10 protein-coding genes are annotated in these 13703 nt (G+C 73.5%); 7 read left to right on the forward strand and 3 right to left on the reverse strand.

From position 1 onward, the window contains the following. The first annotated feature begins 258 nt into the window (after positions 1-258). From aceB to E1211_RS13040, 4 genes are read left to right on the forward strand one after another with little or no spacing between them, the layout of a single operon-like run. Positions 259-1842, forward strand: coding sequence for a malate synthase A (gene aceB, locus E1211_RS13025; protein WP_132348840.1), 1584 nt, complete (start codon positions 259-261; stop codon positions 1840-1842). Positions 1843-1870: 28 nt separating this feature from the next. Beyond that, complete coding sequence (locus tag E1211_RS13030) at positions 1871-3337, forward strand: FAD-linked oxidase C-terminal domain-containing protein (RefSeq protein WP_132348842.1); 1467 nt, start codon at positions 1871-1873, stop codon at positions 3335-3337. After that, the gene (locus tag E1211_RS13035; protein WP_132348844.1) at positions 3337-4593 is read left to right on the forward strand and encodes an FAD-binding oxidoreductase; all 1257 of its coding nucleotides are present in this window, start codon (positions 3337-3339) and stop codon (positions 4591-4593) included. The genes E1211_RS13030 and E1211_RS13035 overlap by 1 nt, the downstream gene beginning before the upstream one ends. A 1-nt stretch (position 4594) precedes the next feature. After that, positions 4595-5974 (forward strand): (Fe-S)-binding protein, encoded by a 1380-nt coding sequence (locus tag E1211_RS13040; protein ID WP_132348846.1) that lies wholly within the window; start codon positions 4595-4597, stop codon positions 5972-5974. Between the two features lie 68 nt (positions 5975-6042). Here E1211_RS13040 and E1211_RS13045 read toward each other — a convergent pair whose 3' ends face one another. From E1211_RS13045 to E1211_RS13055, 3 genes are all read right to left on the reverse strand, one after another. Beyond that, a complete protein-coding gene (locus E1211_RS13045; protein WP_132348848.1) occupies positions 6043-7551 on the reverse strand; it encodes an Nramp family divalent metal transporter in 1509 nt (502 codons plus the stop codon). Positions 7552-7642: 91 nt separating this feature from the next. After that, entirely contained in the window at positions 7643-8572 is a 930-nt protein-coding gene (locus tag E1211_RS13050) for a diacylglycerol kinase family protein (RefSeq protein ID WP_132348850.1), read from the reverse strand. Between the two features lie 134 nt (positions 8573-8706). Beyond that, positions 8707-9570 carry a hypothetical protein gene (locus tag E1211_RS13055; protein ID WP_132348852.1) on the reverse strand — a complete coding sequence of 288 codons (864 nt, stop codon included), beginning with the start codon at positions 9568-9570 and terminating at the stop codon, positions 8707-8709. A gap of 170 nt (positions 9571-9740) precedes the next feature. On the opposite strand from E1211_RS13055, the gene E1211_RS13060 reads away from it, so the two are divergent. From E1211_RS13060 to E1211_RS13070, 3 genes are all read left to right on the forward strand, one after another. Continuing rightward, on the forward strand, positions 9741-10580 hold the full coding sequence (locus E1211_RS13060; protein WP_132348854.1) for an alpha/beta fold hydrolase: 840 nt from the start codon (positions 9741-9743) through the stop codon (positions 10578-10580). Positions 10581-10699: 119 nt separating this feature from the next. After that, positions 10700-11572, forward strand: coding sequence for an NAD(P)-dependent oxidoreductase (locus E1211_RS13065; protein ID WP_132348856.1), 873 nt, complete (start codon positions 10700-10702; stop codon positions 11570-11572). 275 nt (positions 11573-11847) lie between these two features. Then, positions 11848-13662: a 1-deoxy-D-xylulose-5-phosphate synthase gene (locus E1211_RS13070; protein ID WP_132348858.1), complete on the forward strand. Its 1815-nt coding sequence runs from the start codon at positions 11848-11850 to the stop codon at positions 13660-13662. Positions 13663-13703: the final 41 nt, after the last annotated feature.

Here is a 13703-nt window from a genome sequence, read left to right on the forward strand (position 1 = left end):
CCCGGGCGGGGAGCGGTGCGGCGGTGGCGCTCACGGCGGCGACCAGGACGGAAGCGATGGCGAGACGGGTCTTCATCGACGACGACCTCTCAGTCCGGATGGCCGAAACTTAGCTACATGTCGATGAATCGTCAAGAAGGATTGCTACATGAGGGGAGTGCGTACGGGCCCTCGCGGTTCACCGCCGGTGCCACTAGAGTCGACGGCAGCAATTCCCGTGGATCGATTCCTGCCACCCGCCTGGGCGAGGAGCGCGCCATGCAGCTGCCCGAAGGTGTCGAGGTCACCGGCCCCTGGCACGACCGCTACGAAGAGATCCTCACCCCACCGGCACTCGCCTTCCTGGCCGAGCTGCATCGGGCGTTCGACAGCCGCCGCCGCGACCTGCTGGCCGCGCGCGCCGACCGCGTCGCCGCGCTGGCCGAGGGCGAGCTGCTCGGCTTCCTGCCCGAGACCCGCCGGATCCGCGACGGCGACTGGCGCGTCGCTGCGCCCGCGCCCGGCCTCGTCGACCGCCGGGTGGAGATCACCGGGCCCACCGATCCGAAGATGACCATCAACGCCCTCAACTCCGGGGCGAAGGTGTGGCTCGCCGACCTGGAGGACGCGAACACGCCACTGTGGGAGAACGTGATCGGTGGCCAGCTCACCCTGCGCGACGCCATCGACCGCACGCTCACCCACACCGGCCCCGACGGCCGGCGCTACACCCTGCACGACGGCGAGCTGGCCACCATCGTGGTCCGCCCGCGCGGCTGGCACCTGAGCGAGAAGCACATCCTGGTCGACGGCGAACGCACCGCGGCCGGCCTCGTCGACTTCGGCCTCTACTTCTTCCACTGCGCCCAGCGGCAACTCGACCGGGGCAGCGGGCCCTACTTCTACCTGCCCAAGATGGAGAGCCACCGGGAGGCGCGGCTCTGGAACGACGTCTTCCTGCTCGCTCAGGAACGGCTCGGCATCCCGCGCGGCACCATCCGCGCCACCGTGCTCATCGAGACCTACCCGGCGGCCTTCGAGATGGAGGAGATCCTCTACGAGCTGCGCGAGCACTCCGCCGGGCTCAACGCCGGCCGCTGGGACTTCATGTTCAGCGTCATCAAGACCTTCCGCACCCGGGGCCGGGACTTCCTGCTGCCCGACCGCAACGCGGTGACCATGACGGCCCCGTTCATGCGGGCGTACACCGAACTGCTGGTGCGGACCTGCCACCGGCGCGGCGCGCACGCCGTCGGCGGGATGGCAGCGTTCATCCCGAGCCGCCGCGACCCGCAGGTCAACGAGACGGCGCTGGCGAAGGTCCGGGAGGACAAGACCCGCGAGGCCGGCGACGGCTTCGACGGCTCCTGGGTGGCCCACCCCGACCTCGTGCCGATCTGCCGGGAGGTCTTCGACGCCGTTCTCGGCGACCGGCCGCACCAGCGCGACCGGACCCGCGAAGACGTCCACGTCACCGCCGCCCAGCTCCTCGACGTGGGCGGCACGCCCGGTCGGCAGACCGAGGCGGGTCTGCGCAACGCGATAAGCGTCGGCGTCCAGTACCTCGCGAGCTGGCTGCGCGGCACCGGGGCGGTGGCCGTCTTCCACCTCATGGAGGACGCCGCCACCGCCGAGATCTCCCGCTCCCAGGTCTGGCAGTGGCTGTACAACGGCGTCACCCTCGACGACACCGGCGAGAAGGTCGACCGCGAGCTGATCGACCGGCTCGCCGACGAGGAACTGGCGAAGCTACCCGGCGACCCGGCCGACTGGACGGCGGCCCGGGAGCTGTTCATGGAGGTCGCCGTGGCCGACGACTTCGTCGACTTCCTCACCCTGCCCGCGTACGAACGGATGCCCTGACACCTGCGGCCGTGCCGGGAGGTCGGCGATGACCACGACGGACATCAGCACCCTCGCCGCGGCGCTGCGCGCGGTGCTCGGCGACGCCCAGGTCATCACCGACCGGCAGGAGCTGCGCACCTACGAATGCGACGGGCTCGCCCAGTACCGGGTGGTCCCCGCCCTCGTGGCGCTGCCCCGCACCGCCGCCGAGTGCGCGGCGACGGTCCGCGCCTGCGTCGACGCCGACGTGCCGTTCGTGGCCCGTGGGTCGGGCACCGGCCTCTCCGGCGGGGCGCTGCCGCACGCCGACGGGGTGCTCGTCGTCACCTCCCAGATGCGCGCCATCCGGGCGGTCCGGCCGCAGGACGAGCGGGCCGTCGTCGAGCCGGGCGTCATCAACCTCCACGTCAGCCGGGCCGCCGCGCCCTTCGGCTACTACTACGCACCGGACCCGTCGAGCCAGCAGGTCTGCTCGATCGGCGGCAACGTGGCCGAGAACTCCGGCGGCGCGCACTGCCTGAAGTACGGCTTCACCACCAACCACGTCACCGGCCTGGAGGTGGTCACCCCCGACGGCGACCTCGTCCGCCTCGGCGGCGACGCGCCCGACGCGCCCGGTTACGACCTGCTCGGCGCCTTCGTCGGCTCGGAGGGGACGCTGGGCATCACCACCGAGGTCACCGTGCGGCTCACCCGCTCGCCGGAGTCGGTGCGTACCCTGCTGGCCGGCTTCGCCGGCACCGACCAGGCCGGCGCGGCGACGTCGGCGATCATCGCGGCCGGCGTGGTGCCGGCGGCGATCGAGATGATGGACGCGCTCGCCATCGAGGCCGCCGAGGCGGCGGTGCGGTGCGGCTACCCGGCCGGCGCGGGCGCCGTGCTGATCGTCGAGCTGGACGGCCCGACCGCCGAGGTCGACGCGGACTTCACCGAGGTGCGGCGGCTCTGCCGCGAGCACGGCGCCGGGGAGATCCGGGTCGCCGCCGACGACGTCGAGCGGGCGCTGATCTGGAAGGGACGCAAGTCCGCCTTCGCGGCGGTCGGCCGGATCAGCCCGGACTACATCGTGCAGGACGGGGTTATCCCGCGTACGGCGCTGCCCGAGGTGTTGCGCCGGATCGCGGAGATCTCCGCGCAGCGCGGGGTCCGGGTCGCGAACGTCTTCCACGCCGGCGACGGCAACCTGCACCCGCTGGTCCTCTTCGACGACGCCGTGCCGGGGCAGGCCGAGCAGGCCGAGGAGGTCTCCGGTGCGATCCTCGACATCTGCATCGCGCAGGGCGGCTCCATCACCGGCGAGCACGGCGTCGGCATGGACAAGGTCAGCTACCTGCCGCGCATGTACAGCGCGGACGACCTCGACACGATGCAACTGCTCCGCTGCGCCTTCGACCCGCGTGGGCTCGCCAACCCGGGGAAGGTCTTCCCGACCCCTCGGCTCTGCGGCGAGGCGCCCGGCCGGCGCAGGGGCGTCCACCCGTTGCAGGAGGCCGGCCTCGCGGAGGTGTTCTGATGTCCGACGACGTCCTCGCCGACCTCGCGGCGGCCACCGGCGGCGACGGGGCGCGTCCCGCCGGGGACGGCGACGCGGTGGCCGGTGTCCGGCCCCGGTACGTCGCGGCCCCCGGCTCCACCGAGGAGGCGGCCGCGCTGCTGCGGGTGGCCGCCGCCCGGAACCTGACCGTGGTCGTCGGCGGCGCCGGGACGAAGCGGGACTGGGGCGCGCCACCGCGCCGGCTGGACCTGCTGCTGCACACCCGCCGGCTCAGCGGCGTCGTCGAGCACGCGGCCGGGGACCTCATCGTCGTCGTCCGGGCCGGCACCCCGGTGGCGGAGCTCCAGGCGAAGTTGGCCCCCGCCGGCCAGCAACTCGCCCTCGACACGCCGCTGCCGGCCGGCGCGGCGGCCACCGTCGGAGGCGTGGTCGCCACGAACAGCAGCGGACCGCGCCGGATGCGCTACGGCACGGTCCGCGACCTGCTGATCGGGATCACCGTGGTGCGGCCGGACGGGGTGGTGGCTCACGCCGGTGGCAAGGTGGTGAAGAACGTCGCCGGCTACGACCTCGGCAAGCTCTTCACCGGGGCGTACGGGACGCTCGGCCTGGTCACCGAGTGCGCGTTCCGGCTGCACCCGCTCCCCGCCGCGCGGGCCTTCCTCACCTGCCGGACCGCGGATGCGGCCGAGGCCGGTCGTCGCGCCGCGGCCGTCCTCGCGTCGCAGCTGGTGCCGAGCGCTCTGGAGGTGGACGCGGCGCCCGGCGGCGGTACGGGAATCGCCGTGCTGCTCGAAGGCACCGCCCGCGGTGTCCGGGAGCGGGCCACCGCCACCCGGGCGGTGCTCGACGGGGCCACCGTCGCCGAGGAGCCGCCCCCGTGGTGGTCGTCCTACCCGTGGCGGTCCGGGGACGTCGGGCTCAAGCTCACCGCCGCCCTCTCCGGCGTGCCACGGCTGCTCGCGGCCGCCGGCGAGGCGGCCCGCCGGCACCGGGCGCCGCTGGCCGTACGGGGCTCGGCCGGCACCGGCGTGCTCTACGCCGGTCTGCCCGCCGCCACGGCACCCGACGTGGTGGCGAGGATCGTCACGGAGCTGCGCGCCGAGGCGGCGGCGGTCGGCGGGCACGCCGTGGTGCTGACCGCGCCGCCCGCCGTGGGGGAGCGGGTCGACCTGTGGGGGCCGGTCGAGGGGCTCGACCTGATGCGCCGGGTCAAGGCGCAGTTCGATCCGGACGCCCGCTTCGCGCCCGGTCGCTTCGTGGGAGGGATCTGAGGTGAGCGAGCTTCCCACCCAGCGTGGACAGGCGCACGGCGTGCCCCGCGACGTGCTGGGGCCGGTCGCCCCCGCACCGGGCGAGCCGGCCTTCGACGACGACCACCCACCGCGACGGGACCTCGTCGACGACTGCGTGCACTGCGGCTTCTGCCTGCCCACCTGCCCCACCTACGTGCTCTGGGGGGAGGAGATGGACTCGCCGCGCGGGCGGATCCACCTGATCGAGCAGGGACTCGACGGCGATCCGCTGACCCCGTCCATGGTCACCCACGTCGACCGCTGCCTGGGCTGCATGGCCTGCGTCACCGCCTGCCCGTCCGGGGTGCGCTACGACCGGCTCATCGAGGACACCCGCCAGCAGGTGGAGCGCCGGCACCACCGGCCCCGCCGCGAGCGCGCGCTGCGTGCCGCCGTCTTCGCGCTCTTCCCGTACCCGCGGCGGTTGCGCCTGTTGCGTGGCCCGTTGCGGGCGTACCAGGCCAGCGGCGTGCGCGGGCTCCTCCGCCGTACCGGGCTGCTGCCGCGGCTCGCGCCGCGGCTCGCCGCACTGGACTCGCTGGCGCCCCGGATCGCGCCGACCGGCCGCGTGCCACGGCGGGTCGACGCGCGGGGGCCGCGCCGGGCGACTGTCGGCATGCTCACCGGCTGTGTGCAGCGCGCCTTCTTCCCGGAGGTGAACGCCGCCACCGCCCGGGTGCTCGCCGCCGAGGGGTGCGACGTGCTGATCTTCCCCGAGCGGCAGGGCTGCTGCGGCGCGCTCAGCGTCCACAACGGCCGGCGTGCCGAGGCGCAGCGCTTCGCCCGGGCGCTGGTCGACGCCTTCGACTCGGCCGGGATCGACTACTTCGTGGTCAACGCGGCGGGCTGCGGCTCCGCCCTGAAGGAGTACGGCGAGCTGCTGGCCGACGACCCCGCGTACGCCGAGCGGGCGGCGTCGTTCGCCGGCGCGGTGCGGGACCTCTCGGAGCTGCTCGTGGAGCTCGGGCCGGTGGCACCACGCCACCCCCTGCCGGTGACGGTGGCCTACCACGACGCCTGCCACCTGGCGCACGCGCAGGGCGTCCGGACGCAACCCCGCGAGCTGCTGCGCGCCGTGCCGGGGCTCGTGCTGCGTGAGATCGCCGACCCGGAGATCTGCTGCGGGTCGGCAGGGGTGTGGAACGTACTGAACCCGGAGCCGGCCGGTCGGTTGGGCGATCGCAAAGCCCGCGACGTGCTCGCCACCGGCGCCGACCTGCTCGTCACCGCGAACCCCGGCTGTCTCATGCAGATCGCCGCCGGCGCGCGGCGGCTCGGCGGCAGCCTCGCCGTGGCCCACACCGCCCAGGTCCTGGACGCCTCCATCCGCGCGCGTCCGGTCGGCGAACTGTTGCGGTGACAGGAGCCCCGGGCCGTCGCTCTCTCGACGGGCGAGGGGCTCCTGTCGACACTTCGATCGGTTCCGGATCAGAAGGTGACCAGCGGGTCGCCCAGGAAATCGGCGATGAAGTTGACGAAGAAGAAACCGAAGAAGAGAACATTAATGATCAACAATACGTAATGCCAGATCCGGGGGCGCGCGGCGCGCGGTAGCCGGCTGTTCAGGTAGATCAGCATGAAGGGGAAGATCAGTGCCCCGAGATTGGACATGTTCGCCGACCACTGCACCAGGCTGACCGGCAACGCCAGGTGCAGGACGATCGCGATGATCACCAGCAGCAGGAGCATGAACGGGTAGTAGAACCGGCGGGGATCACCCTCGATCAGGCGTCGTAGCCGCGGACTGGTGGCGTGGGCGGCGTCCGTGGTCACCCGCACCATGCCCTCGAAGATGCCGAGCTGCGTGCTGAACAGGATCAGCACGCCGATCACCAGCATGAAGTAGAACATGCCCCGGCCGTACTCCGGTTCGAGCGCGCTGGCGACGAACGTCGGCACGGTGGCCGTGGTCGGCGCCTCGCCGGAGAGCTGCACCGCCTGGGCCATCAGGATGGTGGGCAGCAGCATGCCGAGCATGGCGCCGACGAAGAAGATGCCCCACATGTCGGTGAGCAGCAGCCGGTACCACCGCTTCCAGCGGGCCGCGTTCGCCGGGTCGTCGGGGAAGGTGACGCCGCTGGCGAGCAGTTCGCGCCGGTCGCCCCGCAGGCCGGAGATGTAGCCGGTGCGGTAGCCCATGCCGTAGCCCTTGTCCCGGTAGTGGCCCATCACGTACCAGTTCAGACCGGAGGCCAGGGCGGTGAACCCGGCGAGCCCGCCGAGCTGCGTCGCGGTGATGCCCTCCGGCGGCGCTGCGGGGGTGAAGAACCCGCGGATGCCCTCCCACCAGAGGCTGCCGGGCACGACGAGCAGCGCGATGAAGAGCAGCGCCACCAGGATGGTCCCCACCATCACCCAGTTGGCCAGCTCCAGGGTCCGGCTGATCCGCCGGGCCGCCGCGGTCATCAGGAACACCACCACGAGCAGGGCGATCGCCCACAGTCGAGGCTCCTCGGCCCCGGCCGGCGGCACCTCGCCGTGAACCAGCGCGTACAGACCCTGACCGGCGGACGCGGCCCAGCCGCCCGCGATGAACGCGAAGATGACCAGGAACACCGCCACCGGCACCCAGAGCAGGTAGCCGGGCGGCACCCGGCCCCAACCGACGACCGGCGCCTCGCCGGTGGCCATCACGTACCGGGACGATTCGACGTTGTAGAACGTCTGGAGCACGGCCGAGATGAGGATCACCCAGCCGACGCCGACGAAACCGAACTGCCCCACCGCCTGCGGGCCCAACAGCCATTCGCCGCTGCCGATCGAGATGCCGAGCGCGATCAGGCTCGGGCCCAGCGCGTACTTGAACAACTGGGGGAGGCCGAGCTTGCGTACGCCGAAAACCTCCTCCGGCTCGGGCAGGTCGGCGACGGCGAGCGGTGGACGGCTCTTTCCCAATGGATAGCTGCGGACGTCTGGGGCCTCACTCACTTCGGTCATGAAGAACCTCCTTTGGGAATGGCCCCCCTGACCGTCAATCGTCATGCCTCATTAATGCGTTGGCAATAACCATTCGACTCGGCGGTGCGGGTCAACGGTCCACCGTGCCGGCCGGCGCCATCACCCGCAACGCGTTCGCGGCCAGCCCGATCCGGATCGGCGTCCGGCCTTGCAGCTCACCGTCGACCTCGACCGCCGCGGGCCGGTCGGTCTCCAGCCACAGCTCCCCGACGGCGAGGAACGGCTCCTCGTGCAGGGTGCGACGGTGCCCGGTCGTGGCGTTGCGGAGGGTGTCCCGCAGCAGCCCGCGCCGGCTCGGGCCACCCACCGGGTACGCCACCAGCAGCCGGTCGTCGGCGTCCGCGTCCGCGGTGATCGGTCGTCCCGCGTGGAACCCGCCGTTGGCCACGTACACCTGGCGGGTGAGGTACGTGCGCTCGTCGCCGGCCGCGCGGATCGTGGCCCGTAGCGGACGGTGTCGGGTGAGCAGGGCAAGCGCGGTGAGCGGGTAGGCGACCCGCCCGGTGAGACGCTTCAGCCGGGGCGGTGTGGTGAGCATGACGTCGGCGGAGAGCCCGACCCCGACGTGGTTGGTGAACGGGATGCCGCCGGCCATGCCGAGGTCGACGTCGACCACCGTTCCGCCGACGAGCACGTCGACGGCCTGATCGAGGCGGAGCGGGATACCCACCGTCCGGGCGAAGTTGTTGGTGGTGCCCATCGGCAGCAACCCGAGCGCGATGTCGCGGTGGGCCAGCAGACGCGCCGCCGCGCTGAGGGTGCCGTCGCCGCCGCCGGCGATGAGCAGGTCGGGTCCGAGGTCCGCGACCTCGGCGAGGGTCGACTCGAGCCGGCCGACCTGCTCCACCGGGTGGTTCGCGAGCAGGTGGAAGCCGGCCGCCGCGAGCAGGGCGCAGGCACGTTCGTACTGGTGGCGGCCGCGCCGGGAGTGGGCGTTGACGACCAGCGCCGCCCGGCGGTCGCGCCGGATGGCCTCGCCCAGCTCCTGTTTCGTCCGCATCAGGCCCCGACCTTATCCGCAGTGGACCGTCGTCGCCGCGAAAAGCACGGGCACGGGCGGTGACCTACGCCCGCGGCGCGTGGCCGAATCCGCGGCGGGCCTGGCAGCGGACTCCCGGGCTGACCGGCTGCCCGTCAGCGCCGTCGCCATCCCCACCGGCGCCGCTCACCCTCGGCCGCCTCCGGCTGTCGCAACTGCACCATGTCGGCCGCCACCCGCAGCTTCGCGACGATCTCCACCCCGGCCGGGCCGAGGAGGTTCGTCAGCTCCGTACCCAGCCGCAGCACCGTCCGGGCCCGGTCGAAGTCGCCGGTGAGCGCCAGGCACTGCGCGTAGACCGCGTACGTGTTGGCCAGCTCCCACATGCTCAGTGGACGGCTCGGGTCGGCGAGGGCCTGGCGCAGCTCCGTGGCCCGGGACGCGGCCAGCGCCGCCTCCCGCGCGTCGTCGCCGGTCGGGTCGCCGGTGAGTGCCCGGTGCACCAGCGCGTTCGCGTGGTTGTGGTAGGCGGTGCCCATCGCCTCCCGGGTCTTCGGCCCCGCCCCGGGCGGCGGGCCGGCCGTCTGCAGGCCCACCTCCAGCGCCCGACCGATGAGGGCGAGGCGGGTCGCGGGCTGGCCGGCGGCGAAGGCGGCCTCCCCGAGATCCAGCATGGCGACGATCAGTTCGGCGAGGGCCTCGTCCCGGCGCGGGCCGGTCGCACTCGGCTCCTCGGTCTTCACCGCGTCGTGCACCTCGGCGAAGACGACGACGGCCTCCTGGCCGAGGGTGGTGCTCGCGGTCAGGTCGCCCCGGGCGGCGGCCAGCATGCCACGCCGCCAGAGCGCCCGGGCCAGCTGCTGTTGATTCCGGCGGTCGCCCGGCCCGGAGGTCTGCGGCGCGGCCCGGTAGGCGTCGATCACCTCGCCCCATACCCGATCCGCCTCGGCCCAGGTGTGCTGCTGCCGTGACAGCGTCCGCGCCCGCTCGAACAACGAGGTCGACTCGTCCGGCTTCATGGCCCGCACCCGCCCTTTCGCCGTCACGTCCACGGCTCGATCGCGAACGACAGGCGTCGATTGTAGGGCCGCGTCGCCGGATCCCGTGGGACGCGATGCCGTCGCGAACCCGAGTCGAGCGGGCCGGGAGGGGTCGTCCTCCGCGTCGCCCGCGTGCGAGCATGTCCCGGATGCCCACCTTCGACAGCGCGGACGGTACCCGGCTCGCCTACCGCCGCACCGGCTCCGGTGACCCCCTGATCTGCCTTCCCGGTGGCCCGATGATGGCGTCGGCCTACCTCGGCGACCTGGGTGGCCTGGGCGGGCAACGCTCGTTGGTGCTGCTGGATCTGCGTGGCACGGGGCGATCCGCCGTGCCGGCGGACCCCGCGACGTACCGGTGTGACCGGCAGGTCGAGGACGTCGAGTCGCTGCGACATCACCTCGGACTCGACCGGATCGACCTGGCCGCGCACTCGGCCGGCGCCGCGGTGGCCCTGCACTACGCCGCCCGGCATCCCGAGCGGGTCGGCCGGCTCATGCTGCTCAATCCCAGTCCGCGCGTCGTCGCGGTGACCGTCGACGACGCCGACCGGCGGGCGGTCGCCGAACAGCGCTCGGCCGAACCGTGGTTCCCGGCGGCCTTCGCCGCGTTCGCGCGGATCTGGTCGGGTCAGCCCGCCGATGCGGACTGGGCCGCGATCCAGCCCTTCCTCTGGGGGCGGTGGGACGACGCGAGCCGGGAGCGTGCCGAGCGGGAGGCGACCGAGCGCAACGCGGAGGCGGCGGCCGCCTACTACGCCGACGGTGGTCCCGACCCGGGGCGTCTCCGGTCCGCCCTCGCCGAGCTGCCGGTGCCAGTCCTGCTGGTCGCCGGCGAGTACGACGTGGCGCTGCCTCCGCAACGCGCGGTCGAGTACGCCGCTCTCTTCGGCGAGGCCGAGGCGGTGGTGCAGCCCGGTGGCGGGCACCAGCCGTGGGTGGACGACCCGCGACGCTTCCTCGCATCCGTGGCGGCTTTCCTGCGCTGACGGTCCGGCCGACGGCGCCACGGCTCGCGGGCCGGCGGGTCCCCGGGCGGCGGCACGGCCTCGTCGTTCCCGCCATCACCGCCGGTCACCGACCGTACGCTGCCGGTGGAGGTGTGCGGATGGCGCGGACGCAGCGGGTGGCCGTACTCGGGCTGGGTGGCATGGGTCGGCTGATGGCCGCCCGGATCCTCCACGCCGGCCTGGGCACGGTCGTCTGGAACCGTAACCCGGAGCCGGCGCGGCGACTCGGTGAGCAGGGCGCGGAGGTCGCCGACAGCCCGCCGGACGCGGTACGCGGCGCGGACATCGTGATCACGATGGTCACCGACGCGGAGGCCGTACTCTCCATCGCCACCGATCGGGGCATGCTCGCGGCGATGCGCGACGGCGCGATCTGGGCGCAGATGAGCACGATCGGGGTCGCGGGGACCGAACGGGTCGCCGCGCTGGTGGCCGAGCGACGCCCCGGGGTCGTCCTGCTGGACGCGCCCGTGTCCGGCAGCCGGGGCCCGGCCGAGCAGGGGAAGCTGGCCGTGCTCGCCTCCGGCCCGGAGGAGGTCCGGGACCGGATCGCCCCGGTCTTCGACGCGGTGGGGCAGCGTACGGTCTGGCTCGGGCCGGTCGGCGCCGGTTCCCGGATGAAGCTGGTCACCAACCTGCTGCTCGCCTTCGTCAACGAGGGCATCGCCGAGTCCCTCACGCTCGGCCGGGCGCTCGGGCTGGACGTGCCGGCGATGCTCGACGCGCTACGCGGTAGCCCCCTCGTCGCCCCGTGGGCGAGCGAGAAGCTGGAGCGGATCGGCCGGGACGACTACTCGCCGCAGTACCCGCTCCGGCTGGCGCTCAAGGACGTCCGGCTCGCGTTGGCCGACGTCGACGACGCGGCGCGCTTCACCGTGACCGAGTGCCTCGCCGCCTGGTGGCAGCAGGTGGTGGAGCAGGGGCTCGGCGACGAGGACCTGACGGTGGTCACCCGCGCGATCGGGCGCTGAACCGGCGCCGGCAACCCTCCGTCGCCCCGCTTGGTCGAGGTATTCGAACCGATTTCAGGCGGTAGGTCAGATCCGTAGGGTTAAGGTGATTTTGCGCAGGTTCCAAGCGGCCCGTTGTCCCTGGCCCTACCCGCAGCAGCACCCGCGGCGGGGGCCACCGCAGACCGTGACGTGCGGTGGACGAGCGTCGCAGCACGACCCACGCCGACGGCCACCCCGTCGGCCGGTGCGCCAGACGGTGTCGCCGCGGAGTCGCGTGCCCGGACGGAGAGATGATGTCCCTGCTTGACGATGTCAACGAGCCCGCAGACCTCGACCGGCTCACCGGCGACCAGCTCCGGCTGCTCGCGACCGAGATCCGGGCGTTCCTCGTGGACGCGGTCTGCCGGCGGGGCGGTCACCTCGGACCGAACCTCGGCGTGGTCGAGCTGACCCTCGCCCTGCACCGGGTCTTCCGCTCCCCGCGCGACCGGATCATCTTCGACACCGGACACCAGTCCTACGTCCACAAGCTGGTCACCGGCCGGCGGGACCGCTTCACCGGACTGCGTGGTCGCGGCGGCCTCTCCGGCTACCCCCGGCGCGCCGAATCGCCGCACGACCTGGTGGAGAACTCCCACGCCTCGACCGCCCTCTCGTACGCCGAGGGGCTGTCCCGCGCGTACGCCCTCGACCGCACCGACCGCGCCGTGGTGGCGGTCATCGGCGACGGGGCCCTCACCGGCGGACTCGCCTGGGAGGCGCTGAACAACCTCGCCACGTCACCCGGGCGCGTGGTGGTCGTCCTCAACGACAACGGCCGCTCGTACGCCCCGACCGTGGGCGGCCTCGCTGACCACCTCGCCGGGCGCCACGGCGGCGAGGCCGGGCCGGGCCTGTTCGAGGCGCTCGGTCTCGCCTACCTCGGCCCGGTCGACGGCCACGACGTGCACCAGATCGAAGCCGCCCTGCAGAAGGCCCGCGCCGCCGACCGCTCCGTCGTGGTCCACTGCGTCACCCGCAAGGGGTACGGGCACCGGCCCAGCGAGACCGACCAGGCCGACCGCCTGCACTCCGTCGGCGTGATCGACCCGCTCACCGGCCGGCCGGCGAGCGCGCCGAGCCGCACCTGGACCGACGCCCTCTCCGACGAACTCGTCGCCATCGGCGCGAACACCCCCGACGTGGTCGCTGTCTCCGCGGCGATGCTCGGCCCCACCGGCCTGGCCGCGTTCGCCGAGCGCTACCCCGACCGGACCGTCGACGTCGGCATCGCCGAGCAGCACGCCGTCACCTCGGCGGCCGGACTCGCCTTCGGCGGCAAGCACCCCGTCGTGGCGATCTACGCCACCTTCCTCAACCGGGCGGTCGACCAGGTCCTGCTCGACGTGGCCCTGCACCGGCTGCCGGTCACCCTGCTGCTCGACCGGGCCGGCATCACCGGCCCGGACGGACCCAGCCACCACGGCATGTGGGACCTCGCGCTGCTCGGCGCCGTACCAGGGCTGCGGGTGGCCGCTCCCCGCGACGAGACGACGCTGCGCGAGGAGCTGCGGGAGGCGGTCGCCCACCAGGACGGACCGACCGTGCTGCGCTTCCCCAAGGCCCGCGTCGACGACGAGATCCCCGCGCTCTACCGCAGCGGCGGAGTCGACGTGTTGCGCACCGCGACCGCCGCGCCCGTCCTGCTGGTCGCCGTGGGCGCCATGGCCGCACAGACCCTGCGCGCCGCCGACCTGCTCGCCGAGGCGGGCGTCGAGTGCACGGTGGTGGACCCCCGCTGGGTCCGGCCGGTGAACCCGGCGCTGACCACCCTCGCCGACGACCACGCCCTGGTCGTCACCGTCGAGGACGGCATCCGGGACGGCGGCGTCGGCAGCTCCGTCGCGCTCGCCCTCGCCGACGCGGGTGTCGGCGCCCCGGTACGGGCCCTCGGCCTGCCGACCTCCTTCGTCCCGCACGGCGAACGAGCCGGTCTGCTCGCCGAGCACGGCCTCGACCCCTCCGGCATCTGCGCCGCAGTCCTGCACCAGGTCTCGACCCTCCCCGCCGGCCTCGACCCGCGGGTGCGGGACCGGGCCCACTCACCCGTCACCGCGCTGCACGGATGAACCGCCACCGCCGGATGCCCGCCCGAGAGAGAGGAGACCAG

This window comes from Micromonospora sp. 15K316 (genome assembly GCF_004348525.1).
Classification (GTDB): domain Bacteria; phylum Actinomycetota; class Actinomycetes; order Mycobacteriales; family Micromonosporaceae; genus Micromonospora.

What these genes read in the sequence shown, in the direction of transcription:
- E1211_RS13045 (WP_132348848.1), bottom strand. Translation starts at nt 7,551, where the DNA reads ATGACCGAAGTGAGTGAGGCCCCAGACGTCCGCAGCTATCCATTGGGA.
- E1211_RS13050 (WP_132348850.1), bottom strand. Translation starts at nt 8,572, where the DNA reads ATGCGGACGAAACAGGAGCTGGGCGAGGCCATCCGGCGCGACCGCCGG.
- E1211_RS13055 (WP_132348852.1), bottom strand. Translation starts at nt 9,570, where the DNA reads ATGAAGCCGGACGAGTCGACCTCGTTGTTCGAGCGGGCGCGGACGCTG.
- aceB (WP_132348840.1), top strand. Translation starts at nt 259, where the DNA reads ATGCAGCTGCCCGAAGGTGTCGAGGTCACCGGCCCCTGGCACGACCGC.
- E1211_RS13060 (WP_132348854.1), top strand. Translation starts at nt 9,741, where the DNA reads ATGCCCACCTTCGACAGCGCGGACGGTACCCGGCTCGCCTACCGCCGC.
- E1211_RS13035 (WP_132348844.1), top strand. Translation starts at nt 3,337, where the DNA reads ATGTCCGACGACGTCCTCGCCGACCTCGCGGCGGCCACCGGCGGCGAC.
- E1211_RS13030 (WP_132348842.1), top strand. Translation starts at nt 1,871, where the DNA reads ATGACCACGACGGACATCAGCACCCTCGCCGCGGCGCTGCGCGCGGTG.
- E1211_RS13070 (WP_132348858.1), top strand. Translation starts at nt 11,848, where the DNA reads ATGTCCCTGCTTGACGATGTCAACGAGCCCGCAGACCTCGACCGGCTC.
- E1211_RS13065 (WP_132348856.1), top strand. Translation starts at nt 10,700, where the DNA reads ATGGCGCGGACGCAGCGGGTGGCCGTACTCGGGCTGGGTGGCATGGGT.